Below are 24,470 nucleotides of genomic sequence, written 5' to 3'. Positions count from 1 at the left end.
GGACCGGATATTGTGGACGCCGGGGTTCGATTTGTCGCTCTAACCCGGACGCATGGCGATGTCGCGCCGGCAGCGAGGACTGGCCTCCCCGGCAGAAGTCAGCGATGAAACTCCATTGGAATCAGTTAGATAAATGGAAACGGCGGTGCGACGTGCCCGTCCGGCCTGATATCGGCATGGCCCCGAATCAGGGCCGGATCATGATCGGACAGGGACTTCGCGGCACACTATGCGCGCCAGTGCCCGCCATGTCGGGATCACCGGCTGAACGGAATCTTCACATGTGTGTCCTGTCGTGCGCTGCACCTGCGTTCAGAGCAAGCAGGTGGCCACGGCCATCGTCTTCCACACTCTCCAACGCCAAGGAACTCCGACCATGTTCAAACGCCTCTCCATCCTCGTCGCCGCCTCCCTGCTCAGCGCCAACGCCATGGCCTCCGACAACTGGACGGGCTGGTACATCGGCGGCAACGCCGGCTACAGCCGAGGCACCTCGGACGTCGAGACCACCCTCGGAGGCCAGTGGTCCAGCGAGTCCACCGGGCTGCGGGACTACGTCACCAACGAAATGTCGCCGAGCCTCGATCCGGACGGCGCGCAGTACGGCGTGCAGCTGGGCTACAACCACACCTTCGGCAGTTTCCTGCTCGGTGGCGAACTCAGCTACAACCGCATGAACATGGACGACAGCCGCCAGACCGGCGCGAAGCCGACCACGCCGTTCCCATCGCTGACCTACGATGTGGGCAACCGCGCCGAGATCGACGACGAACTGGCCCTGCGCATCAAGCTCGGCTACGCCGCCAACCGCCACGCGGTCTACGGCACGATCGGCATGGCCCGCGTCGACGCCACCTACACCGCCAGCATCGTCAGCAACGGCCTCTACAACAAGCGCAACAGCGAAGCCGACAACCTGCACGGCCTGCAGTTCGGCGCCGGCTACGAATACGACTTCGGCAACAACTGGTCGCTGCGCGCCGAACTGCTGCGCACCAACCTGGAAGACACCGACTTCGTGACCGAGTACCAGCCGGGCAGCAGCTTCGTGACGCCGGCCTACATCGAGAACGTCAACCAGGACCTGGACTACACCACGCTGCGCATCGGCGTGAACTACCGCTTCTGATCCGACAGGATCGCAGGCCCGAAACCGCCGGTCGCAGGACCGGCGGTTTTTTCATGGGCGCTTCTTGGTGAGCGGTCGCGCTCAGATCGCTTCTGATTCCACCACATGCCTGCCCGGCGCTGCCTCGATGGCGGCATCGAGCAGGCGACGTGCGATGGCCTCGGCCTCGACGACGCGCCAGCGCGCCGGAATGACCGGTGCGCAGGCGCGTCCGATGCGGACCGCCATGTGTTCCAGCGTGCGCTTCCGCGCGCGCTCGCCACCGATCATCGACGGCCGCACGATCGTGTACGACGGGTAGCCAAGCGCAGCCACGGCATCTTCCGCCTCCGCCTTGCAGCGCAGGTAGAAGCCGAACGAGGCCCGGTTCGCGCCCGCCGAGGAATTGAGCGCGAAGCTGCGCGCGCCGGCCTCGCGTGCGCGACGCGCGGCATCGACCACGTACTCGACATCCACGCGGCGGAAGGCCTCGCGCGAACCGGCGTCGCGGATCGTGGTGCCGAGCGCGCAGGCCACCGCATCCACGCGCCACCACGGCGCATCGCCGGGCAAGGCGTCGAAGTCGACCACCGGGGCTTCGAGCCTGGATGCCATGGCGCCGTGGGGCATGGCCAGGGCCCGCCGCACGGGCGCGACGACGCGCTCGACGCGAACGTCATCGAGCGCCAGGCGAAGGAGATGACCACCGACCAGGCCGGTGGCGCCGAGGATGAGCAGGGAGGCCATGCCGACAGGCTAACCGATCCATCGGATCGCAACGCATCGCTCGCGCTGTCGCTCCCGCTGCCGCCGAGGTGACGCGCTCATGCGCCGGCGGCATGAGCAAACGAGACTGATGTCGCAAAGCGCGGGCCGCCATGCCCAAGGACACGCTCGACCGATCGTCGCAAGCAGGTGCTGCAATGCAGCAGCGCGGCGCGTATACCGTTTGCGCGAGACATCGCCACCGACCGCGCGCAGCCGCGCGATCGGGGACCGTTCATCCTGCAAAAACAATCGCTTTCCACCAAACCGCGCAAGGTGCCCTCGCGCCATCCGTCCAAGTGCTCGCAGGCGAGCGCGTCCACTTTCGCGACGGAAGTCCGCGGATTTGCAAATCACCAACTTTCACGGCAAACACGCGACACCCCCGGCGCTTCGCCACACGCACGTGGCTTTTCTGCACACATCGCTGTTTGCACCGTTTCAGACAATTCAAACGAATGGAGACGTTATGAAAGCCCGCCTGTTCCTGGGAGCCGCATTGCCCGCGGCCCTGTTACTCAGTATCACCCAACCGATCGATGCCGCGCCGCATGCGATGGGCGACACCACCACCGCTGCGCAGGACGAACTGTCCTTCGTGACCATCCGCTACCGCGATCCGTCCCAGCTCAGGCAGGTCGGTGCGATGTTCCAGCACCTGATCGTCGACCAGGCCACGAAGACCGCCCGCGTCGAAGCCAGTGCCGCGGAAATCGCGCAGATGCGCGCGCTCGGCCTGCAGGTGACGATCGACCGCACCGCGACCGCGCGCATCCGCAGCGCCGAGCGCGCGATGCGCACCGGCATGTTCGGCACGCGCAGCATCAGCGGCTATGCCTGCTACCGCACCGTGGAAGAGACCTACACCTCGATGAACCAGCTCGCGAGCAGCAAGCCCGCGCTGGCGACGGTGACGAACATCGGGCCATCGTGGCTGAAGTCGCGCAACCAGGGCGGCTACGACATGAAGGTGCTGCGCCTGACCAACTCCGCGACGAACGCCAGTCGTCCGAACAAGCCGGCGATGGTGGTGTTCGGCTCGATCCACGCACGCGAGTACACGCCCGCCGAGCTGACCACGCGCTTCGCCGAGTGGCTGGTGAATGGCTACGGCACCGATCCGGAAGCCACCTGGCTGATGGACAACTACGTGTTCCATCTGGTGCTGCAGGCCAATCCGGACGGACGCAAGAAGGCCGAAGCCGGTTCGTCCTGGCGCAAGAATGTCAACAACACCAATGGCAGCTGCAGCGCGAGCAGCGTCGGCGTCGACCTCAACCGCAATTTCCCGTTCCACTGGAACACCAATGGCGGTTCGAGCAGCAATGCCTGCGCCGAGACCTACCACGGCCCGAGCGCATCGTCCGAACCGGAAACGCAGAACCTCGTGCGCCTCGTCGCGGGCACGCCCGGCGCCGGCGGTGCCTACAGCGGCGGCATCTTCCCCGATCGCCGCGGCGATGCGGCCAGCAGCGCGGCACCGGACGACTACCAGGGCCTGTTCCTCGACATCCACAGCTACTCGCAGCTCGTGCTGTGGCCCTGGGGCGACACCACCAACCTGGCGCCGAACAGCACTGCGCTGCAGACCCTGGGTCGGCGCATGGCCTATTTCAACAACTACAAGCCCGAGCAGTCGGTCGGCCTGTATCCCACCGACGGCACCACCGACGACACGATGTACGGCCTCCTCGGCGTGCCCAGCTACACGATCGAACTGGGCGTCGCGTTCTTCGAGTCGTGCACCACCTTCGAAGGCACCACGCTGCCGCGCAACCTCAACGCGCTGAAGTATTCCGCGCGCAACCTCACCGCACCCTACCGCTACCCGGCCGGGCCGAACACGGTCAGCGTGTCCGCGTCGAGCAGTTCGGTCGCCGCCGGCACGCCCGTGACGATCAGCGCGGTGCTGGACGACAGCCAGTTCAACCAGACCAATGGCACCGAAGCCACGCACGCCATCTCGTCGGCGCGCGTCTACATCGACACGCCGCCCTGGGAGTCTGGCGCCAGCGCCATCACGATGTCCGCGAGCGATGGCAGCTTCAACAGCACGCGCGAGACCGTCACGGCCAGCGTGTCGACCACCGGCCTGAGCGCCGGCCGCCACATCTTCTACGTGCAGGGCACCGATGCCTCGGGCAAGCTCGGCACGCCGAACGCGGTGCTGGTCAACATCACCAGCGGCGGTGGCGGCGGCAACGTCGCGCCTGTGGCGAACTTCAACGTCAGCACGTCCTCGCTGACCGCGACGTTCACCGACACCTCGACCGACAGCGACGGCAGCATCGCCTCGCGCAGCTGGAACTTCGGCGACGGCACCACGTCGACCCTGGCCAATCCGACGAAGACATACGCCGCAGCCGGCACGTACACCGTGACCCTGACGGTGACGGACAACGGCGGGCTGACCCACACGAAGACGCAGTCGGTCACTGTGAGCTCGGGCGGCGGCGCGCAGACGTACACCAACAGCGCCGACTACACGATCAGCGACAATGCAACGGTCGAAAGCCCGATCACCGTCTCCGGCCGCACCGGCAATGCGCCGGCCAGCACACCGGTCGCAGTCAACATCGTCCATACTTACAAGGGCGATCTGAAGGTCGATCTCGTGGCGCCGGACGGTTCGGTGTACGTGCTGCACAACCGCGCCGGCGGCTCCGCCGACAACATCAACCAGACCTTCACGACGAACCTCTCCAGCGAACCGCTCAACGGCACCTGGAAGCTGCGCGTGAACGACAACGCCGGTGGCGACACCGGCTACATCAACAGCTGGAGCGTCACGTTCTGACATCCGGCGACAAGCTGCGGATGACGAAGGCCCGGGCATGTCCCGGGCCTTTTTCTTTGTCGCACGGCCATGGCGCATGCGCTGCGACCGCATGAAAGCACGGCACGAACGCAGTGTTCCCCGGGCGACCGATGCCGGCGAGATGGGTCGCAACCCGTGCGAAGCCGATCCGGAGAATGGACGCCATCGAGACACCACAGACATTCGCGACCGACGGGATGCGTGCCCGCGGAGCCCTCGCGAATCGCCGGGAACGCGGCAGGACGCCGCGTTCCGCAAGGACGCAACCGAAGCGGGCGTCGTCGCCACGGAAGGCGACGACGCGGCGGAGGACGGCGCCACACGCAGCGGCGGTCGCCGAAAAGCCGCACACCACGAGTAGGCACATTCCCAAGGAGCAACACATGCCCAACCTCGTCCAGGAACTCAACAGCCTCGACTTCAGCGTCTACATCGGCGGCCCGCTGCAGGCCGCCGTGGATGCGCAGCATGCCGCGTCGATGTCCCAGGTCAGCTTCATCCAGGAAGTCGGCTTCAAGAACGTCGGCACCGCGCAGGCGCCGGACTACGAACTGCGCTACGTCGACTTCAAGTACACGAAGAAGGTCCCGAACCCGACCTACGATCCCGACGCGACCACCGCGCCGAACAACCAGCCGTTCAACGAAGCGGAAGTGCTGATCTCGGTGCCCTTCCTGACCATGCTGACCATCCCGGCGCTGCGCATCGAGGAAGTCAACATCGACTTCAACGCAAAGCTGACGTCGACCGAAACCAGCAACGTGTCCAGCGAATTCGCCGGCAGCGCGGAAATCAGCGCCAAGTTCTGGAAGGTGAACTTCAAGGCCTCGGCCTCGTACAAGCGCACCTCCAGCAGCGGCACGAGCACCGAGCGCACCTACACCCTCGGCGTGCGCGTCCGTGCGGTGAACGACGAACTGCCGGCCGGTCTGGACCGCATCCTGACCATGCTGGAAGACAGCATCGCCGCGCAGTAAGGACATCGCCTGCGTCACCGGGGCCGGCCATCCGGCCGGCCCCTCCCGTCCGCATCCATTCGCCACCTTCGTTCCCCTTTCGTTCCAAGGACACCGACATGCCCACCCTCAACGAATACCTCGGCGGCCTGATCGCCAGCGTCACCAATGCGCGCGTGATGGCCGATGCGCAGACCGTCGCGGTCGCCGAACAGTACGCGCGCCACGACCTGCTCAAGCACTTCGCCGTGCCGCGCATGCGCATCGGCGACATCGAACTGACCATCCCGGTCGCGATCGAAGGCCTGGTCGACCGCGTCGAGTACCAGCTTGCACCGATCGGCAACGATCGCTTCAGGACCGAGATCTATCGCGAGGTCTGCGCCAGCATCGGCGCGACCGAGCTGCCGCTGCTCGCGTCGAACGACCTGGTCGCCGCGCTGTCGGAGGAAACGCCTGCCCTGATCCAACTGTTGCGCGAGGATCCGTCCGACAAGAGTTTCTTCGCGTTCTCGGACAGGACCGCCCAGCGCTTCGCCGAGATCGCCGAACGCCACGATCTGTTCAAGGTCATGCCCGGCATCGAGTTCAGCCGCGAGCGGATGATCGAGCGCCTGACCAAGCGCTGCGGCACCCTGGTCACCGGCGTCGAGCAGAAGACCTCGCTCGACCAGCTCGAAGTCGTCGCCGAATCGCATCGCCTGCGCGAACAGCGCGCCGAGGACATCGTCCGCATCCGCCTGAAGATCGGCGAGGACGGCATGGAATGGCAGACGATCGAGAAGAGCGACGGCACCATCGAACGCCGCCTGCTGCCGGAGTGACGACATGTTCAGATCGACGCTGCAATTGACCCGGCAACTGTCCGATGCGCTGCTGCAGTTCCCGGCGCTGGTCCGTCTCTTCGAACGCAGGTCCACGCAGGCGCTGCCGCAGCTGCTCGCCTGGATCGACGCCACCGAGAACACGCTGTCCGGCCACCGGCTGGTCGCGGCGGCGGACATCGCCGGCTACAAGTCGCGCGTGCTCGCGCCGATGTTCGACGACGACAGGCGCGGCACACTGCGCCGTCGCCAGACCATCGCGGCAGCGACCCTGCTCCACGAACTGCAGCACAGCGTGCAGGACGCGCTGCAGCCGCACGCGATCAAGGTGGAACAGGCGCGCGGCCTCGCCCGCCAGCTGCTGCAGATCGTCGCGCAGAGCGGCGCCGTACCCTGGGATCCCGCATCGAGCTTCGAGGACATGGTCGAGCGCATCTGGCTGCTGTGCACCCAGCACGATCAGCTCAAGCCGCTGTCCGTGCAGCTGAAGACGCTGCTGCCGGCCAGCGACATCCGCCTGCTGCTGGCCGAGGAAATCGATCCTGCGGATTTCGTGCCGGTGCAGTGACCGGGATCGATGGCGCAGCCGGAACTCGCCTATGGCGCTGGCCTCCGGAGCGCGCATGTCGCATCGCGACGCGACGTTCGCCCCCTTTGAAAAAGGGGGCCGACGCGCGAAGCGCGGCGGGGGGATTTGACGTCCCGGAGCGTGGATCCATCCGCGCTGCCACGAGCGAAGGGAAGCAAATCCCCCGCGGACGCTGCGCGCCCGCCGCCCCCTTTTTCCAAAGGGGGCTTGCACGCCACGACTGCAACGTCGACGGTTGCGAGTTCACCCGTCGCGCCGCAGCGCCCAGAAGCCGATGTCGCGGCGCACCCGATAGCCGATGCGTTCGTACAACGCCTTCGCGCGCGCGTTGGCGTGACTGACATGCAGATACGGGATGCGGCCCTGCGCGAGGATGTCGTTGGTGAGCAACGCGGTGAGCCGGTGCGCGTGGCCGCGCCCGAGGTGATCGGGATGCGTGCAGATCGCGCTGACTTCCTGGAAGTCGTCGGTCGCCAGCCGTTCGCCGGCCATCGCGGCCAGCGCGCCATCGGTGTGGATCGCGAAGTAGCGGCCGAGCGTCATGGTGCGCGGCCGGAAGTAGTGCGGGTACACAAGCGCGGTCAGCGCCAGCACGTCCTCGCGATCGTCCGCATCCAGCAGGCGGACTGCCGCGCCATCGGGCACGTCGACCGGCGTTTCGCGGATCATCTGCGCGAGCGGTGCGAAGGCGTCGAGACGCCAGCCCGGCGGCACGCGGGCAGGCGCGACGCCGAGCAGGTAGACGCTGTCGCCGGGCGGCACAAGGGCCTCGAAGGCGTCGGTCGCGTCGATCTCGGCATGCGCCAGGCCGAGAAACGGGGCGATGTCCGCCGGGTAGCGCGCCACCTCGCCGTGGCGCAATGCCCGATCCGCGTGACGCGAGGCAAGCGCGGTCCAGAACGGATTGTCGAGGGCTGCGGTGTGCGCAGGATCGTGTGCGGACATCGCCGCAGGATAGCGCCGCTGCCGGCGATCAGGGCGCGCCGGTCGCCGACCAGGGCATGCCGCCTTCGGCCATGGCCCAGATCACCGCAGCGGCCAGCGCCGCGCCGAGCACGACGCGGGCGATCTGTTCGAGCTTCGCGGCTCGATTCGAGGAACGGGTACTGCTCATGCGACCTCCCCAGAGGGAAGCGATGAAACGCCGATTCGCCACGATCGAACGCGACGAACTTCACGCTTCCGGACATGCGCTGCGGTATGCCGCTCGCGCAACCTCCATCGCGTGACAGAAGGCCGTTTTCGACATGATGTCCGTCGCCCCTGCCGTTGGTTGGGTGACCAATGCCGCGTGGCGACGTCTGGTCGCGGGCGCATCATCCCCGCTCATGGCATTGGCCCTGCCCGGACGACCCGCCCTGATCGCCACTGCGGTGGCGCTGCCTGCCTATGCGCTGTCGCTGGCGGTGCTGGCACGGATGCCCGGCGCCAGCCTTGTTGAACCCCTCTTCCTGCTGGCCGTGCTCGGCGGCGCCTTCCCGCTGCTGGCCTGGCTGCTCACGCGCGGCCGCAGCCGTGGCCACGACGACCGGCCGCGCCTGTCGTCGCCCTCGAAACGGCTCGGCGGTCCCCTGCTCTACCTCGCCGTCTTCGCTGTCCTCGTGCTGGGTTGGGGCTTCACGGCATTGCAGTCGCAATGGCCGACCGAACCCGCGCAGTCGGTCGCCCAGACCCTGCTCAAGCTGGCGACCATGGCGGTCCTGCCCGCGCTGCTGTTCCTGCGCGGGAGCACGCTGCGCCCGCGCTTCGGCACCGCGCGACTGTGGTGGGTGTTCATCGGCATGGCCCTCGCCTTCGTCGCCTTCCAGGCGGTGTTCGGACGCGGCCTCACGACGCTGCGCGAACTCGCGCCGACACTGGGCACGCTGCTCTGTGCCATTCCGCTGTGCTGGCTGTGGCAGGTCGTCGAAGCCGGCCTGTGCGAGGAAGTGCTGTTCCGTCGCGTGCTGCAGCAGCGCATCGCCGATGCCACGCGTTCGCAGGTCGCGGCAGCGCTGTGGGCCTCGCTGCTGTTCGGCCTCGCCCACGCACCGGGCCTGTACCTGCGCGGGGCGCACGCGATGGAGGGCGTGGCCGAAGCGACTCTGCCCTGGGCCGTGGCCTATTCGATCGTGATGATCGCCCCCGCCGGCATCGCCTTTGGCGTGCTGTGGGCGCGCACCCGCTCGCTGTGGCTGGTGGTCGCCCTGCACGGCACCGTCGACCTGCTGCCGCAGCTCGCGCCCTTCATCCGTGCGTGGAGCGGCTGACGGTCGTCAACGCTTCGGCGGCCATGGCACGAAGGACGAGGTAGTCCGCAGGTATTCGGCATAGGCCGGACGCCGCTGCTTGAGGTCGGCCTCCAGCAACGGCACGCCCGAGACGCGCAGCAGCAGGAAGGTCATCAGCACCGGCGAGAACACCGTCCACGCGCCACCCAGGCTTGCCGAGGCGATCCACACGCCCCACCAGAACACCGATTCGCCGAAGTAGTTCGGATGCCGCGTGTAGCGCCACAGGCCGCGATCCATCACCTGCCCCGCCGATGCGGGATCGGCCTTGAAGCGCGCCATCTGCGCATCGCCGATAGTCTCGAACAGCAGGCCGAACAGCGCCACGACCATGCCCATCCAGGTCAGCAGGTTGGCGTCGCGCGCGCCGTTGAGCGCGGGCAGCAGCGGCATCGCGATCACGAAGGCCAGCACCGCCTGCAGCAGGAAGACCAGGTAGAGGCTCTTGAACTCGAAGTTCGGCTGGTTGCGCGCGCGGATGGCCTGGTAGCGCCGGTCCTCGCCATGGCCGTGGTTGCGCCAGGTGATGTAGATCGACAGGCGCAGCGCCCAGGCCGCGACCAGCGCCAGCATCGCCAGCGTGGCCGGCGAGCGGTCGCCCAGCCGCCAGGCGAAGACCAGCGCGAACAGCAGGAAGAAGATCGACCAGGCGCTGTCGACGATGCTCACATCGCGCAGCTTCACGCTGAGGAGCCACATGAAGACGGCGAGCGTCACCATCACCGCCGCTGGCCAGCCAAGATGATCGAGTCCGACGAAGTTCATCGCGCTTTGGCTCCCATGCGATTCAGGGCGAAGGCGATCGAGGACACGCTGCAAGTCAGCACGGTGCCCCAGGCCAGGTCCACAACCGTGATCAACAGCGGCCAGTCACGAATCAGCGCGAGGCTGGTCAAGTCGAAGGTCGCGTAGGTCACGAAGCCGAACGCCGCGCCGTTCAGGGCCGCCTGCTTGAAGGAATTCTTCTCGACCGCCGGCATCAGCACGAAATGCACGATCCCGGCGATGAACACGAGATAGAAGGCGATCGCCGCCGTCCAGTTCACGTCGGCCTTGAGCAGCGTGCCGATCTGCGCATCGTAGAAATCCTTGGCCAGCAGACCCAGCCAGAGCAGGTCGATGGCGAAGAACACGGGCAGGACGATCAGGTAGAGCTTGGCGAACTGTCTCAGGTGCATGGGTCGACTCCGGGTTCGTCCGCCCACAGACTCCTCTGCAGGCGATCCACGGTCAATGCCTACGGGCAGTCCCCGTGGCCGGATGCAGCGCCCGTGCAGGGCCCTCGGGGCGCATGACACAATCCCGCCCCCCTGCCCGTCGCCGTCCGCCCGAGCCCCGCATGTCCGAGCACGCCCCCTACGTCGCCAGCTTCAACCCCCTGGTCCGCCGCTACATGCTGATCTACGTGGCTTGGATGATGCTGATCACGGTGATCTTCAGCCCGCTGATCCTCGTCTGGGTGCTGGGGCCGGGCCAGTGGTGGGCCGCCGAGTACTTCCGCAAGCTCCGCTGCGAACTCGACGACCGCGTGCTGAGCTTCCGCAAGGGCATCCTGTTCCAGGTCGAGAAGACCATCCCGCTGGAAAACATCCAGGACGTCACCTTCATCGAAGGTCCGCTGCTGCGCCAGTTCAACCTCAGCCTGCTGCGCATCGAGACCGCCGGCATGAGCCAGGGCCAGGCGCACACCATGCAGCTGGTCGGCATCGTCGACGCCCACGCCCTGCGCGCCGAGATCCTGCGCCGCCGCGAACGCCTGCGCGCACAGCCCGCCCCGGCCAGCGATGGCGGCGACCGACAGACGCAGCTGCTGGAAGAGATCCGCGACCGGCTGGCGGAGATCGCAGGGTTGATGCGGCAGCGAGGTTGAGCCCTGCCGTCGCGCAAATCGCACCGGTTGCGCGTCCCGCATGGCGGCGATGCTGCAGGGATAGCTGCAACGGGATCAGGAGAGACGGTGCTTCTTCAACACGGCAGCACAGTGGATGTCGTACGTGTCGAGTACCGTGTCGAGCGATCCATCACGACCCAGCAGCAACAAGCGCTGTCGCCACTCTGCCAGCCGACGTCGATCGAGTACACGTGCCACCGCTGCACACAATGCAGCAACACGCCACGACTCCAGGAAAGGACCGCAATCGAACTTGCTTCCATCCTCTTCCATGATCTGTTCGCCTCGCAGCATGTGTGAACCGTTCCATGTCGCCTGTCGCGTCTCATCGCTGGCAGGCCACGCAACCGGATCATCGAACGCGTGCCCCGCATGGGCCAGCCAGTAGACGAAGCCAGCCCCCCAGGCCGGATCGTCGATCGCGACGACGCTGCTCAACCAATCCTCGATGCGATCGGGACGCAGGTACTTGGCCACCAGCCAGAAAGCCGCGTACAGATCGCTGTCGTCGGCTAGCCTGGCACCGACAGGCCATCGCTGCAGCGGCTGGAAAGCAGACCATGCAATGAGGTGGCCGCCATGCCAGAACCTTGCGTCCATCGGCAATTGCCCAAGCGTGGCCAGCACATCGTCGATGAATGCGGCGCCGTAACGTGAGGAGGCCCGATTCGGGCAATGCACCATCATGTTCGTGACCAGCCCGCCGTAGATCGATGAGGGCGACCACGGACCTACGTGCACGAGGCAGGTATGGATCAGGTACGGAAACCATTCGCTCCATTCGCGCATGTGGCCGAAGCAGACCGGACCGGAACTCGACTCGGACAAGGCCTTCTCGACCACGCTCACCGGCCATGTCGATACGTTCGGCGCCATGAGCGCATCGAACATCCGCCGCTCTTCGCCCATGAACCATGCTTCGCCCATCGGCGATCCGGGACGAGGGAACCGCTTGCGAAGCCGGGCCAAGGCGGCTTCGTTGGGGCCACGCCCGGGAATCCATTGAACAGTGGGGACGGCACGCTTTGACATCGTCAAAGCATGCCATGCCAGGGTAGACGGTCAATCGTCAGGTAGTCCCCAGCGAGAACAACAACCCACCCGCCACCGCATCGAACCGCCCCGACAGCACCAGGTCCTGCGCGGCCTGCAGGTCGGGGGCGAGGTAACGGTCCTCGGCGTAGAACGGCACGCGTTCGCGCAGGGCCGCGTGATACTCGGCGAGGGTGGCGGAGGTCTTCAGGCCCGCATGGAAATCGATGCCCTGCGCGGCGGCGAGCAGTTCGATGCCGACGATGTACGCGGTGTTCTTCGCCATCTCGGTGAGGCGCCGGCCGGCGAAGGTCGCCATGCTGACGTGGTCTTCCTGGTTGGCCGAGGTCGGCAGGCTGTCGACGCTGGCCGGATGCGCGAGCGACTTGTTCTCGGACGCCAGCGCGGCGGCGGTGACGTGGGCGATCATGAAGCCGGAGTTGAGGCCGGGCTCAGGCACGAGGAAGGCCGGCAGGCGCGACAGCGAGGCATCGATCAGCAGCGCGATGCGGCGCTCGGACAGCGCACCGATCTCGGCGATCGCCAGCGCCAGCGTGTCGGCGGCGAACGCGACCGGCTCGGCATGGAAGTTGCCGCCCGACAGCACCGACCAATCGCCGTCCTGCTCGAACAGCAGCGGGTTGTCGGACACCGCATTGGCTTCGGTCGACAGCGTGACCGAGACCTGGCGCATCAGGTCGAGGCAGGCGCCCATGACCTGCGGCTGGCAACGCAGCGAGTACGGATCCTGCACGCGGTCGTCGCCGACCAGATGGGAGCGGCGGATCTCCGACCCTTCGAGCAATGCGCGGTAACGCGCGGCGACCGCGATCTGGCCGGGCTGGCCACGCACCGCATGGATGCGCGCATCGAACGGGGCATCGGAGCCGCGCGCAGCGTCGACCGACAGCGCACCGGCGGCGAGCGCGGCGGCGAAAGTGTGTTCGGCGAGGAACAGGCCCTGCAGCGCCAGCGCGGTCGAGGCCTGCGTGCCGTTGATCAGTGCGAGACCTTCCTTCGCGGCCAGCGTGATCGGCGCGATGCCGGCGGCAGCTAGTGCCGAGGCGGCGTCGCGGAGTTCGCCGTTCACACGCACCTCGCCCTCGCCCATCAGCGCGAGCGTCATGTGCGACAGCGGCGCGAGGTCGCCGGACGCGCCGACCGAACCCTTCGCCGGGATGCACGGCAGGATGCCGGCGTTGTACGCGGCGATCATCGTTTCGAGCAGCTGCGGGCGCACGCCCGAGCAGCCGCGCGCGAGGCTGGCGATCTTCATGGCGAGGATGAGGCGCACGACGGCGTCGTCCATCAGCGCGCCGACGCCGACCGAGTGCGAGCGGATCAGGTTTGCCTGCAGCCGCTCCAGCTGGTCTTCCGGGATGTGCGAACTGGCGAGCTTGCCGAAGCCGGTGTTGATGCCGTACGCCGGCTTTCCGGCCGCGACGATGCGGCCCACGGCATCGGCGGAGGCGCGCACCGGGCCCCATGCCGAAGCATCAAGCGCGATGGCGACATCGCCTTGCCACACGCGGCGCCACTGCGCCAGCGAGACGGAACCGGGTACCAGAGTCAAAGTCGTGTTCATGTGTCGAAGTCTCCGGTGATCAGCGCTGCATCGGCAGCTTGAGGCCCTGCTCGCGCGCGCACTGCTGCGCGATCTCGTAGCCCGCGTCGGCATGGCGCATCACGCCGGTGCCCGGATCGTTCCACAGCACGCGGGCGATGCGCTTGTCCGCTTCTTCCGTACCATCGCACACGATCACCACGCCGCTGTGCTGGCTGAAGCCCATGCCGACGCCGCCACCGTGGTGCAGCGACACCCAGGTCGCGCCACCGGCCACGTTGAGCATCGCATTGAGCAGCGGCCAGTCGCTGACCGCATCGCTGCCGTCCTTCATCGCCTCGGTCTCGCGGTTCGGCGACGACACGCTGCCGCTGTCGAGATGATCGCGACCGATCACGATCGGCGCCTTCAGCTCGCCGTTGCGCACCATCTCGTTGAACGCGAGACCCAGCTTGTGGCGCAGGCCCAGGCCGACCCAGCAGATGCGCGCCGGCAGGCCCTGGAAGCTGATGCGTTCGGCAGCCATGTCGAGCCAGCGATGCAGGTGCGCGTCGTCGGGAATGAGTTCCTTGACCTTCGCGTCGGTCTTCGCGATGTCCTCGGGATCGCCGCTCAGCGCGACCCAGCGGAACGGGCCCACGCCGCGACAGAACAGCGGACGCACGTAGGCCGGCACGAAGCCCGGGAAATCGAAGGCGTTCGTGCAGCCTTCGTCGAAGGCCATCTGGCGGATGTTGTTGCCGTAGTCGACCGTCGGGATACCCTGCGCATGGAAGGCCAGCATCGCCTCGACGTGCACGCGCATCGAACGCTTGGCGGCGTCGCGCACGCCTTCCGGATTCGCCTGCTGTTCGGCGAGCCACTGCTCCACCGTCCAGCCGATCGGCAGGTAGCCGTGCACCGGATCGTGCGCGCTGGTCTGGTCGGTCACGCAGTCCGGACGCACGCCGCGACGCACCAGTTCCGGCAGGATCTCGGCGGCATTGCCGAGCAGCGCGATCGACTTCGCCTCGCCAGACGCCGTGTACTTCGCGATGCGGGCCAGCGCGTCGTCGAGATCGGTCGCCTGCTCGTCGACGTAGCGCGTGCGCAGGCGCATGTCGATGCTGCTCTGGCGGCATTCGATGTTGAGCGAGCTCATCCCCGCGAGCGCGGCGGCCAGCGGCTGCGCGCCGCCCATGCCACCGAGGCCGGCGGTGAGCAGCCACTTGCCGGTGAGGTCGCCGTTGTAATGCTGGCGGCCCATCTCGACGAAGGTTTCGTACGTGCCCTGCACGATGCCCTGCGAGCCGATGTAGATCCACGAGCCGGCCGTCATCTGGCCGTACATCATCAGGCCCTTGCGATCCAGCTCGTTGAAGTGCTCCCAGGTCGCCCAGTGCGGCACCAGGTTGGAGTTGGCGATCAGCACGCGCGGCGCGTCGGCATGGGTCGGGAAGATGCCGACCGGCTTGCCCGACTGCACCAGCAGGGTTTCGTTGTCTTCGAGGTTGCGCAGCGATTCGAGGATGGCGTCGTAGCTCTCCCAGTCGCGCGCGGCGCGACCGATGCCGCCGTACACCACCAGGTCTTCCGGACGCTCGGCCACCTCGGCATCGAGGTTGTTCTGGATCATCCGGTACGCGGCTTCGCTGAGCCAGCTCTTGCAGGTCTTCTCGCTGCCGCGCGGGGCGCGGATCTTGCGGGACGGGTCGTGGCGGTTCGATGAGATGCTCATGGCGGACTCCTTGCGCGGCGTGGCGCGATGACGATGCGGGAATTATCCCGCCGCGTGTCCCGCGCCCATCATCGGAACACCGGCCGCGACTAGTCAGTACGCCCGCAAGTCATTGATTCTCGATCGCCAAGCGCCGGATTGTGTACGCTGTAGACATGAGCCAGCCCGCCACCGCCGACCGCATCCTCCACGCCGCCCGCGTCCTGTTCGAGCGCGAGGGCGCCGCAGCCATGACCATGCGCCGCATCGCGCAGGACGTCGGCCTCACGCCGATGGCCATCTACCGACATTTCCCCAACCGCGAAGCCCTGCTCAAGCGGATCTGCGACGACAGCTTCCAGGAGATCGCGCACCACTGGCACGCCCGCAACAGCGGTCCCGACGTGATGAAGCGGATCGTGGCCCTGCAGGAGATCTACCTCGACTACGCCCTCGCCTACCCCCACCTGTTCGACCACGCCTTCAGCGCCCGCCGCGACGACGCCCGCCGCTACCCCGACGACTTCCGCGCCCGCCGCTCGCCCACCCTCAACGAAGTCGCCGACGCCGTCGCCGACGCCCAGGCTGCCGGCGCGTTGAAACAGGACGACCCATGGGAAGTCGCGCTGACGCTGTGGGCGCACTCGCACGGCCTGATCGCGCTGTATCGCGCCGGCCGGTTCAACTGCGATGCGAAGGAATTCCGCGCCCTGCACGCACGGGCGCTGCAGCGGTTGCTGGAGGGGTTGGCGGTGGATGCGTAGTTTCGTAGCCCGGGTAAGCGCAAAGCGCGCACCCGGGATGACGACACGCCTGTCTCTCCGAACAGCCCCGGGTGCGGCCTTCGGCCTTACCCGGGCTACTTGCTGTCGGTGAAACACATTGCCGACTCTATGACCAAATCTGCGGCCTCACGCCGACGACTTCGACATACTCGGCGCGAGCAGCCCCGCCAACCCGCCGATCGAGGCCGATCCGATGGCCACCAGCCCATCCGGCGCGGTGAGGTTCCATGAAGCGATCAGGATCAGTCCGATCACGGTCATCGCGGCGACGCCGCCAAGGATGTAGATCGCCCAGCGATAGGTCCAGCGATCGGCGGTGCCGGGGTTGTTCTTGCGAATCTCGTCGATGAGCACGCGCTTCTCCTCGGCGCTCAATCGCGCGTCGTGCAGGACCGCCAGGATGAGGTCGTTGACGGTGGTGGGTTTGCTGGTGCTGTCCATTGCGGTCCTTTCCCTTGAGTGTGGATCTCAACGCGGCGTCGACAATGCCGCCTGCAACTGACCGATCGCTTCGAGCGAGACGACGCGCCGCTGTTCCGGGGCGCTGAACATGGCTGCGCGGAGGGCGGTGATGTTCTGCTCCCGCTGCGCGGGGGTGAGTCGCGGGTCCTGCTGCATGCGGTTGCGCGCTTCGATGTAGCGCAGCACGCGGGCATCCCAATCGGCCTGCTGCGCATCCAGCACGGCCAGGCGCTCCGCCGCTTCGGGGCCCCACAGCGCGCTGCGCTCCGCCTGGCGCTGCGTCGCGGTCAGGCCGCGACGCTCGATGTCCTCGGCCTGGCGGGCGGCCAGCTCCGCGACTTCGGCATCACCTCGCGCATCGTAGCCGGCCTCGCGGTCCAGCGCGTCGAGCAGTTCGCGCTTGCGATCGGCGCTGAGTTTCGGGTCGGCGACGATGTCGCGCCGCTTGAGGCTCAATTCGGCCAGCGCTTCTTCCTCCGCGAAGAAGCCTTCCGCCATCGCGTCGCCGAGCAGGCTGCGACGCAGGCGCCTGGCTTCGGCCAGACGCACGGCAGGATCGGTCGACCGCGCGCCGGGCGCCTCCAGCAACGCACGCTGGTAGGCGACATAGCGATCGAAGACGGCAAGCACGCGCTCGGTCCGTGCCGTGTCGAAACGCGATTGCAGATAGCTGCGCAACAGGTTGCGGACACCGGCCAGGTCGGTCTCGCCCATCGTGCTCAGCACATGGTCGAACAGGCGACGCAGGCCGGCATCCGGAATCACGCTGCCATCGGTGGCGAAACGCACCTCGCCGTCGAACTCAGTGCCGCGCAGGGAGCCGGGTTTCGCGTTCGTCGCCGCGTTTGCGCCCGCATCGCGCGCGGCGTCGGCATCCGCCTGCGTCGACGCGTCCGTGCCTGCGAGCGCGTCGGCCTCGCTGCCGGTGGGCGTCGATGCCGACGCCCACCACAGCCCGGCCGCCAGCGCCGCCGAGAGGGCGACGCCGATGGCGCGTGTCGACCGCTTCACAGGCCGAGGTTCTTCAGGCGGTTGGCCTGGGCGCGGTACACCGCACGCGGGTCCGGCGTGAACAGCCCGCGCAGGCCGAGGAACTGGTTGACCTCGTCGAGGTGGTTCCACGGGTAGTCGTCGCGCAGCACCGTGCCCCAGCGCGACGAGCAGCGGCTCACCAGGCCGTCGTTCTGCTCAAAACCGAAGAACAGCCCGCCCGCGCCCAGCGCCGCGTCGGTGATGTCGAGCACGTTGCTCAGCACCCAGGTGCCGCCCATCGAGTAGTAGCGCACGCCGTTGACCAGGTTCGGACCGGTGCCGCAGGACGTGGTCGGCCTGCCCTGCGGATGCCGGCTGTTGAACGCATTGGCGCCCTGGGTGTTGAGCGAACCCAGCGCCGCCAGCGAATCCTGCGGGTCGAGATTGCCCGACAGCGCGCCGATGAAACCGGCGAACGCATTGACGAAACCGCTGACCAGCGGACGCAGCGGCGAACCGACCGGCAGCGTGTTGTTCACGCCGTCGGCCACCGGCGAGCCCAGGTTGGGCGTGCCGGTCATGGTGACCGAGGCCACCAGGTCCGGGCGCACCGAGGCCACGTAGCGGATGGTCTGCCCGCCATGGCTGTGGCCCAGCAGGTTGAACTTCGACTTGCCGGTGATCGCACGCAGGCGATCCAGGTCGCGGATCAGCTGTTCGCCGCGCACTTCGCTGGAATTGGCGGCGGACACGCTGGCGGTATAGACCCTGGCGCCACCGGCCCTCAGCTCGTCGCCGATGCCGTACCAGTAGTCGTAGACGCCGAGCACCGAATCGAAACCGAACAGACCGTGGACCAGCACGATCGGGTACTTGGTGCTGGTGTAGGTGGACTGCGCCTGCGCAGGCAGGGCAGCGAGTGCGAGCAGCACGAACGAAAACGCGAGACCGATGAATCCACGACGCATGACTCCCTCCAGTTGGACGCAAGTGGAACCGCAAAGGCCCACGGTGTCGCGGCGTTCCCCCCTAGGCGCTCCTGCGCGGACGGTACGCCACCGTATGGCCGGAGCGGACGTTAGCAGAGCTTTCGCGAAGGGCTGTTGTGCAGGGCAGCATGCGTCAGGTTCGGCTCGCAAGCCGTTGATTCGAGGCGGGGCTGTGGCATGCCTGCACACATCTGGAAATCCATCGGGTTTCGTAGGCTGGGTGCTCCGCACCCAGCCATTGCCGGCCAGGCAGATCGCTGGGTCGATGACCCAGCCTGCGGCCCTCCTTACTCCTTGCGATGAACAAGCTTGTTCTGGGTATTGCCAGACAGGAGGTCTTCAATCGTGGTGACGAAGGCAAGAAGGTCACTCGTCCGAGATGGTCCCATTTGTTGCAGGTAGAACGGGACTGCCGTCTTGAGATTGATGACCTCAGCCGGGATTTCATCCCCGTAACGAGAAATCCGCGATCTGTATGCCGCCAGGAAATCTCGGAATACCTTTATGCGCCGACCATCCAGGAGATGCGACTGCAGATCAAGATCGCAACAACCATTGGCGTGATCCGCCTTGTGCTCCAACCAGTAGATTTTCCAGTCCTGAAGCCAGGTTTCGCCCACGAACTCCGACGAGGAATCGAGAAACTCCGAGGCAAACGTCATGAACAGGATTTGGTCGGAGTCGTGGGCGTGCGCCCAGTATTCTCCATAGTCGATCATTGACCAGCCCATGCTTTCGGAACCTGTTCCCTAGTTGAGCCGAACCATGAAACAGCTTTTGCGGTGCGGCGAAGTGGACTCACACCTTTGTAGTCCGGCGATACGGATGCTACTGCCGTGTCGAGCGGTGTTGCAAAGCATACAGTTCAGTCGAGATTGAGAGCTTGCATAGAATAGATCGTTAATGCTCAGCGCAGCATCTGTAGGGCGGGCTCAAGCCCGCCATTGCAGCACACGATAGTCTGCAAGCAACTGAATGCGCATCTCGGGGCTGTATTGCCTCCTGCAGATCGCGACTTCGTTCCGGCGGGCTTGAGCCCGCCCTACGACGCTGTATGCTTTTACTTGCCCTCACATGAATTGCACAAGGGAGGATCGTCATATCGCGGACGGGATTCAAGACGCGTGCCGCATGCAGTGCATCTGAACATGCAATATCCAGGAATGCCATACCTGGACCACGCAACCTCATCGGTCGGCGCGTACTTGGAAACCTGGGGCATCTCGTCGATTTCCTCGAATTCGAAGATGCGTCCGTCTGCGGTTTGAACAGAGTCGATGTAATCCCACTCGTTCGCATCATTGAAAATGATGACCTGCCATCCATTGCTCGCCGCATAGCGCACGTTTCCCGCATAGACATACTGAGGCTCTCGTTCAGGGCGCAAGAGAACTTCGCCTTGCTCAATGGCCATGAGAAACGCCATCAATTCAGCTTCCGATACGTTGCAACTCATTGAGCGATCCACCTCTCCAAAGTCTGAATGACACCGCGCCAAGAATCAGCATCGGCTTGATGATGAAATGCAATGCGAGTCACCGAACCCCACCGTCACAGCCAGCACACTGATCGCACCTTATCCAGAGATAGTCGATCAATAGGGCTGTTGGACCGACGAGCCAGCATGCGGCCCTACCAGCTACGCCTCCGATCGATCGTGAATGAATTGAACAGCGACCCCCACACGTAACCATCACTTGCCACCAACGTGCAGTCCGTTTCCAGGACGCACTGATGAAGGTAGGCGACCGGGTCATCGAGAAGGGGAACTGCCAGTGCCTTCAGCAATCGCGCTTTTGCATCGGGGATTTCCTGCATGTCTTCATCGTAATCAACGGCGAGCACAGGCGCGGCACGACGCATTGCGCCGAGGTCGCCATTGCCTGAGAACTTGAGCACATCCCTCCAGTACGGCAGTTGGATGTGCAATGCCACGGCTTCTGCGAGATTGTTGGCGATCTTGCCCGCCAGTCCCTCGGATGTGGCATGCAGCACGGGCAGATCATCCGGCGAACCTTCTCCGTAGGCTAGGAAGACGCCGCCAGTACCATCACCCGCCAGCACGTGGAAATTCACCGATGGCCTGAGCGTGATCCATGCCGTATCCGTACCCGCTCGATCGAGGTCGAAGTCATAGGGCCAGGCCAGGTCATCGATGACCTGGCGATTCGCTCTGAGTGATGCGAGACGGATCATGTCGATGGATTGCGGGGCGATGACCGAGCCTACGACTCCGCCCCTCTCTCGGGCAACGCTGGCCGTCGAATTGACAACGGCGCCGGTCAAAGCGCCAGTGTTGCCCTAATCTGGTGCAGCGTTGCCAGTCGGAGGGTCGACGCCGCCCCGCGCAGGGCCGGCATTGCCGGCCGAAGAGGCAGCGATGCCGAGAAAAGCGCCATCGTTGCGCCTGTCACCGCGCATGCGCGCCCCTCGAAGGGCCGGCGCTGCCGGTTGCAGTGCCGGCATTGCCGCTGGAAAGGCCATGCATGCCCCAAGTTGGGGCAACGTCGGCGGTCGAAGGGCCAGCGCAGCCGGTCGAAGCCCCGACGATGCCCCTCCGAGGGGCATCGATGCAGGTCAAAGGGCCATCGATGACGAAAAAAGCGCCATCGATGGCGGTCCTGGCGGCAATGTTGCCGGTCGCAGGGGTGCAAGGGTGGCGGGGCGCAGTGGCGTCGGTAGGCGCCGGGCGGATGCCATCACTCGGGCGCGGAAGCGACCCGCGCCCGGGTGGTCACGCGGCTTCGAACTCCAGCGGCACCAGCCCATTGCAGTCGTCGTACTGCAGGCCATGCCGCGGAGAGCATTGCCGAAGGTCACTTGCTCAACTTGGACTTCCGGCCCGGACGTGTGGAGCGATAAGCGCCGATCGCACCGATCAGACCAATGCCGAACGCAATGTAGTAGATGACGAATGGCATCTTCAGGCCGACGCCCTCGATCTCCGCGTGCGCGCCGGGCGTCTCGGATCGACTGTCGTAAAGGACGGTGACGCGCTGGCCCACGCCGTATTTCATCGCGCTGAGGGCGACATTGGATTCAAACGCATGACTGGCGCCATCCGAAGTCGCGAATTCCACGCGAGGGAAGAACCTTTTCCTCTGCGGACGTCCTCGCCCGATCCCGACCTCGCGATAGCCGGCCACCCATCCATCGGTACGCGTGAGCAGGCTTTCGCGTTGGTTGTCGCGCCACGCCATCATCAGGCCCACCCCCACCAGGGATGCCGAGAAGAGCAGAAGCAGGATGGATGTCGATTTCCGCATGGGCTGTATGGTCTAACGCCTGATGGGTGCTGGCCAGCACATCATGTTCGATTTGAATGCTGAAATGGACTCCAGCCTACCGGAGTCAGCCGACACGGATGCTACTACCGTCGCGATCAACTTCGAAGCCGGAACGTTGTACTGCTGGCACCGGGATTCGGACATGACGGCACTCCGTTTCGCCCGACGCCCGGAGTGGGCGCCGTTGGCGATTCAGAGCCGCATCGCGCGCAGGCGCGTCAAGGTTTGCGCAGCAATTCACCTCGACCTTGACGCGCCGAGCACGGTGCAAGGATGGGACGACAACGGTGGACACCTTCCACCCAATCAAGCGACAACGCTCTTGCAGGATGGGTTGAGCGTAGCGATACCCATCATTGGCATCATGAAAAAGCGATGGTTCCGCATGGCGGAACCCATCCTATCGCGGTGGTTACTGAGGATACTGGATGAAACACGCCGCAACCTGCTCCTTGTAGGTCAAGGTCGCAACTATCTGTGCGAATTCCTTGTTTTGACTAGTCGTGCTTTTCCCCATGAAGTTCAGCATGGTATTCGTGGCTTGTTCCTTCTCGCCTAACGCATCATCCAACACCTTCTTCATTTGCTCCTTGGTCATGGGTGTGGGCATCAGGCCAGCGAGCGAAATCCGAAGATCGTTTACGACCTTGCGTAGGGCATCCGATGTGACATACGGTATTTCAATTTCCATATTTACAGCCGATGCCTTAAGCAATAAAGCAGCTGCCTTATTAGCGTCTGTTGCAGCTCCAGAAGCCACCGCACTGTCGAACATGTTTTGATTACTAAAGCTACTTATGCTTTGCCCTTGTGTTGCAAGGAGTGCCTGCTCTATACAAACGACACGCGCCTCAGCTTTACGAAATACTGATGCCTGCTCTGCCAGTCGATATCGACCAGTGAACAGGGTCCCCAGGCTTAGCGCACCGCTCCCACTGTTAATGAGCCCCTGCTTATCCAAAGAGAGCCCTAATACACCAATCAAAGTACCGTAGTAAGCGACCTCCGATGCCGCGATCTCAGTGTTTCTTCGCCTGTCGGCTGCAGTGGCCAAAAGATTTCTCATGCCTCGAACTTTCACTAGGGCCTGCGCCTTGTCTGACGCCGTATATGGGTCCTCCGTTGCAGCGCTATCAATTGTATTTGCATCCCAGCGAGGGACTACGGGATAAATCGTTTGACAACCCGTCATGAGCACAACCAAACACAAGATCAAAGTAGCCCTTTTGGTGTCCATAACAACCCCCTTGAATGAGATTTGACAACAGCCTCGAATCATCTGCATCCACTGCATTGGCATTAAAGATAAATTCTGAAATTTCACTCAAATTGGAATTTCTACTGGCGAACGATCTTACCTGTGATGCATCAAATGCAAGCACGAGAATTACCTGTAAGATCTTGCAGGTAAATCATCAAAAAAAATTGCAGGAAGATTCGATATACGTTGAATTTTAGCTCTTGGACCTGTCAATCGAAGTCAAGTTTCAAGGTAGTCGGACGCTAACCCAGTGGTATCACCCGGGCGCGGGAGCGACCCGCGCCCGGGTGGCGGTCACGCGGCTTCGACGTCCAGCGGCACCAGCCGATTGCAGTCGTCGTGCTGCAGGCCGCAGAGCATGGCGGCCATCCCGCGCAGCGCGGCTTGCGGGCTGGCGCCGCTGGCTTCGCACAGGGCGATGAACTGGGGCGGGACTTCGACGAGCAGGACATTCGAAGCCGGGACGCTGTATGGCTGGAACTGGGACTCGGACATGACGGCACTCCGTTTCGCCCGACGCCCGGAGTGGGCGCCGTTGGCGAGTCCAAATCGCATAGCGCGCAGGCGCGTCAAGGTTTGCGCAGCAATTCACCTCGACCTTGACGCGCCGAGCACAGTGCGAGGATGGGGCGGCAACGGGGAACACCTCTCGACACACTGTCGGCGCAGGCTTTGTTTTTCGTAGGGCGGAACCGCCGCAGGCGATTCCGCCATGAATCCCGCGTCGACTTCACGGCGGAATCTGCTTCGCAGGTTCCGCCCTACCAATTACACCTTACGGTCTTGAAAACAGCTCACTTTTCTTTCTCAATTGAATCGGGCACCCAACGGCGCACAGTTGACACCCATTTATCTGTCTCGACAGTGATGCTTACAGCGCATTCCTTTATATTCCGACCGCTGCATACACCCATGTGATTGCCAAGGTACATTTGGACGGGCTTTTCATGAAGAGTCTTCGCCGTCCACACCACAGAATAGACGGTGCGAATGCCTTGACCAGACGAGGCCTGGTCTGGATCTAGTGACACTAAATGAAGATCGACCATACTGTCTTTTTCGCTTTCAGCGACGCTCATTGATGAACTTCGTCTGATTTCCTCCTTAACCGCGAAAACGAGAAACCTGCCGACTGGATCGTCTGACGTGCCTGAGACGTGGACCTTGATCTGAGCGAACGCCGGCATAGTAAAAAACATCA

At 64.9% G+C, this 24,470-nt stretch carries 26 protein-coding genes; 8 read left to right on the top strand and 18 right to left on the bottom strand.

The window, feature by feature from the left end:
• Nucleotides 1-376: 376 nt before the first annotated feature.
• A complete protein-coding gene (locus ACFQ0E_RS08655; RefSeq protein ID WP_386823256.1) occupies nucleotides 377-1,129 on the top strand; it encodes an outer membrane protein in 753 nt (250 codons plus the stop codon).
• 81 nt (nucleotides 1,130-1,210) lie between these two features.
• On the opposite strand, the gene ACFQ0E_RS08650 is transcribed toward ACFQ0E_RS08655, so the two are convergent.
• The gene (locus tag ACFQ0E_RS08650; protein ID WP_386823255.1) at nucleotides 1,211-1,855 is read right to left on the bottom strand and encodes an NAD(P)H-binding protein; all 645 of its coding nucleotides are present in this window, start codon (nucleotides 1,853-1,855) and stop codon (nucleotides 1,211-1,213) included.
• A 487-nt stretch (nucleotides 1,856-2,342) separates the two neighbouring features.
• Between ACFQ0E_RS08650 and ACFQ0E_RS08645 the strand changes: the two genes are divergently transcribed.
• The 4 genes from ACFQ0E_RS08645 (at nucleotide 2,343) to ACFQ0E_RS08630 (ending at nucleotide 7,039) form a co-directional block, all read left to right on the top strand.
• Nucleotides 2,343-4,670 carry a M14 family zinc carboxypeptidase gene (locus ACFQ0E_RS08645; RefSeq protein ID WP_386823254.1) on the top strand — a complete coding sequence of 776 codons (2,328 nt, stop codon included), beginning with the start codon at nucleotides 2,343-2,345 and terminating at the stop codon, nucleotides 4,668-4,670.
• Nucleotides 4,671-5,074: 404 nt separating this feature from the next.
• Complete coding sequence (locus tag ACFQ0E_RS08640) at nucleotides 5,075-5,668, top strand: DUF2589 domain-containing protein (RefSeq protein WP_386823253.1); 594 nt, start codon at nucleotides 5,075-5,077, stop codon at nucleotides 5,666-5,668.
• 98 nt (nucleotides 5,669-5,766) lie between these two features.
• The gene (locus ACFQ0E_RS08635; protein WP_386823252.1) at nucleotides 5,767-6,471 is read left to right on the top strand and encodes a hypothetical protein; all 705 of its coding nucleotides are present in this window, start codon (nucleotides 5,767-5,769) and stop codon (nucleotides 6,469-6,471) included.
• A gap of 4 nt (nucleotides 6,472-6,475) precedes the next feature.
• Entirely contained in the window at nucleotides 6,476-7,039 is a 564-nt protein-coding gene (locus ACFQ0E_RS08630) for a hypothetical protein (RefSeq protein WP_386823251.1), read from the top strand.
• A gap of 264 nt (nucleotides 7,040-7,303) precedes the next feature.
• Here the strand turns inward: ACFQ0E_RS08630 and ACFQ0E_RS08625 are convergent, their stop codons facing one another.
• Nucleotides 7,304-8,005 carry a GNAT family N-acetyltransferase gene (locus ACFQ0E_RS08625; protein WP_386823250.1) on the bottom strand — a complete coding sequence of 234 codons (702 nt, stop codon included), beginning with the start codon at nucleotides 8,003-8,005 and terminating at the stop codon, nucleotides 7,304-7,306.
• A gap of 28 nt (nucleotides 8,006-8,033) precedes the next feature.
• Complete coding sequence (locus ACFQ0E_RS08620) at nucleotides 8,034-8,174, bottom strand: hypothetical protein (RefSeq protein WP_386823249.1); 141 nt, start codon at nucleotides 8,172-8,174, stop codon at nucleotides 8,034-8,036.
• A 133-nt stretch (nucleotides 8,175-8,307) separates the two neighbouring features.
• On the opposite strand from ACFQ0E_RS08620, the gene ACFQ0E_RS08615 reads away from it, so the two are divergent.
• Nucleotides 8,308-9,309 carry a CPBP family intramembrane glutamic endopeptidase gene (locus ACFQ0E_RS08615; RefSeq protein ID WP_386823248.1) on the top strand — a complete coding sequence of 334 codons (1,002 nt, stop codon included), beginning with the start codon at nucleotides 8,308-8,310 and terminating at the stop codon, nucleotides 9,307-9,309.
• A gap of 6 nt (nucleotides 9,310-9,315) precedes the next feature.
• Here ACFQ0E_RS08615 and ACFQ0E_RS08610 read toward each other — a convergent pair whose 3' ends face one another.
• Nucleotides 9,316-10,095, bottom strand: coding sequence for a DUF1295 domain-containing protein (locus tag ACFQ0E_RS08610; protein ID WP_386823247.1), 780 nt, complete (start codon nucleotides 10,093-10,095; stop codon nucleotides 9,316-9,318).
• The gene (locus tag ACFQ0E_RS08605) at nucleotides 10,092-10,508 is read right to left on the bottom strand and encodes a DUF2177 family protein (protein ID WP_386823246.1); all 417 of its coding nucleotides are present in this window, start codon (nucleotides 10,506-10,508) and stop codon (nucleotides 10,092-10,094) included. The genes ACFQ0E_RS08610 and ACFQ0E_RS08605 overlap by 4 nt, the downstream gene beginning before the upstream one ends.
• A gap of 161 nt (nucleotides 10,509-10,669) precedes the next feature.
• On the opposite strand from ACFQ0E_RS08605, the gene ACFQ0E_RS08600 reads away from it, so the two are divergent.
• Entirely contained in the window at nucleotides 10,670-11,200 is a 531-nt protein-coding gene (locus ACFQ0E_RS08600; RefSeq protein WP_386823245.1) for a PH domain-containing protein, read from the top strand.
• 75 nt (nucleotides 11,201-11,275) lie between these two features.
• Here the strand turns inward: ACFQ0E_RS08600 and ACFQ0E_RS08595 are convergent, their stop codons facing one another.
• From ACFQ0E_RS08595 to hutU, 3 genes are all read right to left on the bottom strand, one after another.
• Nucleotides 11,276-12,148, bottom strand: a complete 873-nt coding sequence (locus ACFQ0E_RS08595; protein WP_386823244.1) for a hypothetical protein — start codon at nucleotides 12,146-12,148, stop codon at nucleotides 11,276-11,278.
• 142 nt (nucleotides 12,149-12,290) lie between these two features.
• Nucleotides 12,291-13,838, bottom strand: coding sequence for a histidine ammonia-lyase (hutH, locus tag ACFQ0E_RS08590; RefSeq protein WP_386823243.1), 1,548 nt, complete (start codon nucleotides 13,836-13,838; stop codon nucleotides 12,291-12,293).
• Nucleotides 13,839-13,857: 19 nt separating this feature from the next.
• Nucleotides 13,858-15,534, bottom strand: coding sequence for a urocanate hydratase (gene hutU / locus ACFQ0E_RS08585; protein ID WP_386823242.1), 1,677 nt, complete (start codon nucleotides 15,532-15,534; stop codon nucleotides 13,858-13,860).
• A gap of 155 nt (nucleotides 15,535-15,689) precedes the next feature.
• On the opposite strand from hutU, the gene ACFQ0E_RS08580 reads away from it, so the two are divergent.
• A complete protein-coding gene (locus ACFQ0E_RS08580; RefSeq protein WP_386823241.1) occupies nucleotides 15,690-16,277 on the top strand; it encodes a TetR/AcrR family transcriptional regulator in 588 nt (195 codons plus the stop codon).
• A 147-nt stretch (nucleotides 16,278-16,424) separates the two neighbouring features.
• Here ACFQ0E_RS08580 and ACFQ0E_RS08575 read toward each other — a convergent pair whose 3' ends face one another.
• From ACFQ0E_RS08575 to ACFQ0E_RS08530, 10 genes are all read right to left on the bottom strand, one after another.
• Complete coding sequence (locus ACFQ0E_RS08575) at nucleotides 16,425-16,739, bottom strand: hypothetical protein (protein ID WP_386823240.1); 315 nt, start codon at nucleotides 16,737-16,739, stop codon at nucleotides 16,425-16,427.
• Nucleotides 16,740-16,766: 27 nt separating this feature from the next.
• Complete coding sequence (locus tag ACFQ0E_RS08570; RefSeq protein ID WP_386823239.1) at nucleotides 16,767-17,771, bottom strand: lipase secretion chaperone; 1,005 nt, start codon at nucleotides 17,769-17,771, stop codon at nucleotides 16,767-16,769.
• Nucleotides 17,768-18,700 carry an esterase/lipase family protein gene (locus ACFQ0E_RS08565; RefSeq protein WP_386823238.1) on the bottom strand — a complete coding sequence of 311 codons (933 nt, stop codon included), beginning with the start codon at nucleotides 18,698-18,700 and terminating at the stop codon, nucleotides 17,768-17,770. Before ACFQ0E_RS08565 ends, ACFQ0E_RS08570 begins: the two co-directional genes overlap by 4 nt.
• A 308-nt stretch (nucleotides 18,701-19,008) precedes the next feature.
• Nucleotides 19,009-19,452, bottom strand: a complete 444-nt coding sequence (locus ACFQ0E_RS08560; RefSeq protein ID WP_386823237.1) for a hypothetical protein — start codon at nucleotides 19,450-19,452, stop codon at nucleotides 19,009-19,011.
• 329 nt (nucleotides 19,453-19,781) lie between these two features.
• Entirely contained in the window at nucleotides 19,782-20,177 is a 396-nt protein-coding gene (locus ACFQ0E_RS08555) for a DUF7693 family protein (protein ID WP_386823236.1), read from the bottom strand.
• A gap of 176 nt (nucleotides 20,178-20,353) precedes the next feature.
• On the bottom strand, nucleotides 20,354-20,917 hold the full coding sequence (locus ACFQ0E_RS08550; protein WP_386823235.1) for a hypothetical protein: 564 nt from the start codon (nucleotides 20,915-20,917) through the stop codon (nucleotides 20,354-20,356).
• 620 nt (nucleotides 20,918-21,537) lie between these two features.
• Nucleotides 21,538-21,987, bottom strand: coding sequence for a DUF3592 domain-containing protein (locus tag ACFQ0E_RS08545; protein WP_386823234.1), 450 nt, complete (start codon nucleotides 21,985-21,987; stop codon nucleotides 21,538-21,540).
• Between the two features lie 433 nt (nucleotides 21,988-22,420).
• A complete protein-coding gene (locus ACFQ0E_RS08540; protein ID WP_386823233.1) occupies nucleotides 22,421-23,332 on the bottom strand; it encodes a hypothetical protein in 912 nt (303 codons plus the stop codon).
• A 231-nt stretch (nucleotides 23,333-23,563) separates the two neighbouring features.
• Entirely contained in the window at nucleotides 23,564-23,764 is a 201-nt protein-coding gene (locus tag ACFQ0E_RS08535) for a hypothetical protein (protein ID WP_386823232.1), read from the bottom strand.
• A 299-nt stretch (nucleotides 23,765-24,063) separates the two neighbouring features.
• Nucleotides 24,064-24,348: a hypothetical protein gene (locus ACFQ0E_RS08530; protein WP_386823231.1), complete on the bottom strand. Its 285-nt coding sequence runs from the start codon at nucleotides 24,346-24,348 to the stop codon at nucleotides 24,064-24,066.
• Nucleotides 24,349-24,470 lie beyond the last annotated feature (122 nt).

It is taken from the genome of Lysobacter brunescens (genome assembly GCF_042677005.1).
In the GTDB taxonomy this organism is placed as follows: Bacteria; Pseudomonadota; Gammaproteobacteria; order Xanthomonadales; family Xanthomonadaceae; genus Lysobacter_I; species Lysobacter_I brunescens.
Note: the sequence above shows the minus strand (reverse complement) of the source record. Positions and strands in the feature narration are given on the sequence as shown.

Excerpts from the sequence above, each read along its gene's own strand:
- ACFQ0E_RS08655 (WP_386823256.1), top strand. The coding sequence starts at position 377 with ATGTTCAAACGCCTCTCCATCCTCGTCGCCGCCTCCCTGCTCAGCGCC.
- ACFQ0E_RS08650 (WP_386823255.1), bottom strand. The coding sequence starts at position 1,855 with ATGGCCTCCCTGCTCATCCTCGGCGCCACCGGCCTGGTCGGTGGTCAT.
- ACFQ0E_RS08645 (WP_386823254.1), top strand. The coding sequence starts at position 2,343 with ATGAAAGCCCGCCTGTTCCTGGGAGCCGCATTGCCCGCGGCCCTGTTA.
- ACFQ0E_RS08640 (WP_386823253.1), top strand. The coding sequence starts at position 5,075 with ATGCCCAACCTCGTCCAGGAACTCAACAGCCTCGACTTCAGCGTCTAC.
- ACFQ0E_RS08635 (WP_386823252.1), top strand. The coding sequence starts at position 5,767 with ATGCCCACCCTCAACGAATACCTCGGCGGCCTGATCGCCAGCGTCACC.
- ACFQ0E_RS08630 (WP_386823251.1), top strand. The coding sequence starts at position 6,476 with ATGTTCAGATCGACGCTGCAATTGACCCGGCAACTGTCCGATGCGCTG.
- ACFQ0E_RS08625 (WP_386823250.1), bottom strand. The coding sequence starts at position 8,005 with ATGTCCGCACACGATCCTGCGCACACCGCAGCCCTCGACAATCCGTTC.
- ACFQ0E_RS08620 (WP_386823249.1), bottom strand. The coding sequence starts at position 8,174 with ATGAGCAGTACCCGTTCCTCGAATCGAGCCGCGAAGCTCGAACAGATC.
- ACFQ0E_RS08615 (WP_386823248.1), top strand. The coding sequence starts at position 8,308 with ATGATGTCCGTCGCCCCTGCCGTTGGTTGGGTGACCAATGCCGCGTGG.
- ACFQ0E_RS08610 (WP_386823247.1), bottom strand. The coding sequence starts at position 10,095 with ATGAACTTCGTCGGACTCGATCATCTTGGCTGGCCAGCGGCGGTGATG.
- ACFQ0E_RS08605 (WP_386823246.1), bottom strand. The coding sequence starts at position 10,508 with ATGCACCTGAGACAGTTCGCCAAGCTCTACCTGATCGTCCTGCCCGTG.
- ACFQ0E_RS08600 (WP_386823245.1), top strand. The coding sequence starts at position 10,670 with ATGTCCGAGCACGCCCCCTACGTCGCCAGCTTCAACCCCCTGGTCCGC.
- ACFQ0E_RS08595 (WP_386823244.1), bottom strand. The coding sequence starts at position 12,148 with ATGGGCGAAGCATGGTTCATGGGCGAAGAGCGGCGGATGTTCGATGCG.
- hutH (WP_386823243.1), bottom strand. The coding sequence starts at position 13,838 with ATGAACACGACTTTGACTCTGGTACCCGGTTCCGTCTCGCTGGCGCAG.
- hutU (WP_386823242.1), bottom strand. The coding sequence starts at position 15,534 with ATGAGCATCTCATCGAACCGCCACGACCCGTCCCGCAAGATCCGCGCC.
- ACFQ0E_RS08580 (WP_386823241.1), top strand. The coding sequence starts at position 15,690 with ATGAGCCAGCCCGCCACCGCCGACCGCATCCTCCACGCCGCCCGCGTC.
- ACFQ0E_RS08575 (WP_386823240.1), bottom strand. The coding sequence starts at position 16,739 with ATGGACAGCACCAGCAAACCCACCACCGTCAACGACCTCATCCTGGCG.
- ACFQ0E_RS08565 (WP_386823238.1), bottom strand. The coding sequence starts at position 18,700 with ATGCGTCGTGGATTCATCGGTCTCGCGTTTTCGTTCGTGCTGCTCGCA.
- ACFQ0E_RS08560 (WP_386823237.1), bottom strand. The coding sequence starts at position 19,452 with ATGGGCTGGTCAATGATCGACTATGGAGAATACTGGGCGCACGCCCAC.
- ACFQ0E_RS08555 (WP_386823236.1), bottom strand. The coding sequence starts at position 20,177 with ATGAGTTGCAACGTATCGGAAGCTGAATTGATGGCGTTTCTCATGGCC.
- ACFQ0E_RS08550 (WP_386823235.1), bottom strand. The coding sequence starts at position 20,917 with ATGATCCGTCTCGCATCACTCAGAGCGAATCGCCAGGTCATCGATGAC.
- ACFQ0E_RS08545 (WP_386823234.1), bottom strand. The coding sequence starts at position 21,987 with ATGCGGAAATCGACATCCATCCTGCTTCTGCTCTTCTCGGCATCCCTG.
- ACFQ0E_RS08535 (WP_386823232.1), bottom strand. The coding sequence starts at position 23,764 with ATGTCCGAGTCCCAGTTCCAGCCATACAGCGTCCCGGCTTCGAATGTC.
- ACFQ0E_RS08530 (WP_386823231.1), bottom strand. The coding sequence starts at position 24,348 with ATGAGCGTCGCTGAAAGCGAAAAAGACAGTATGGTCGATCTTCATTTA.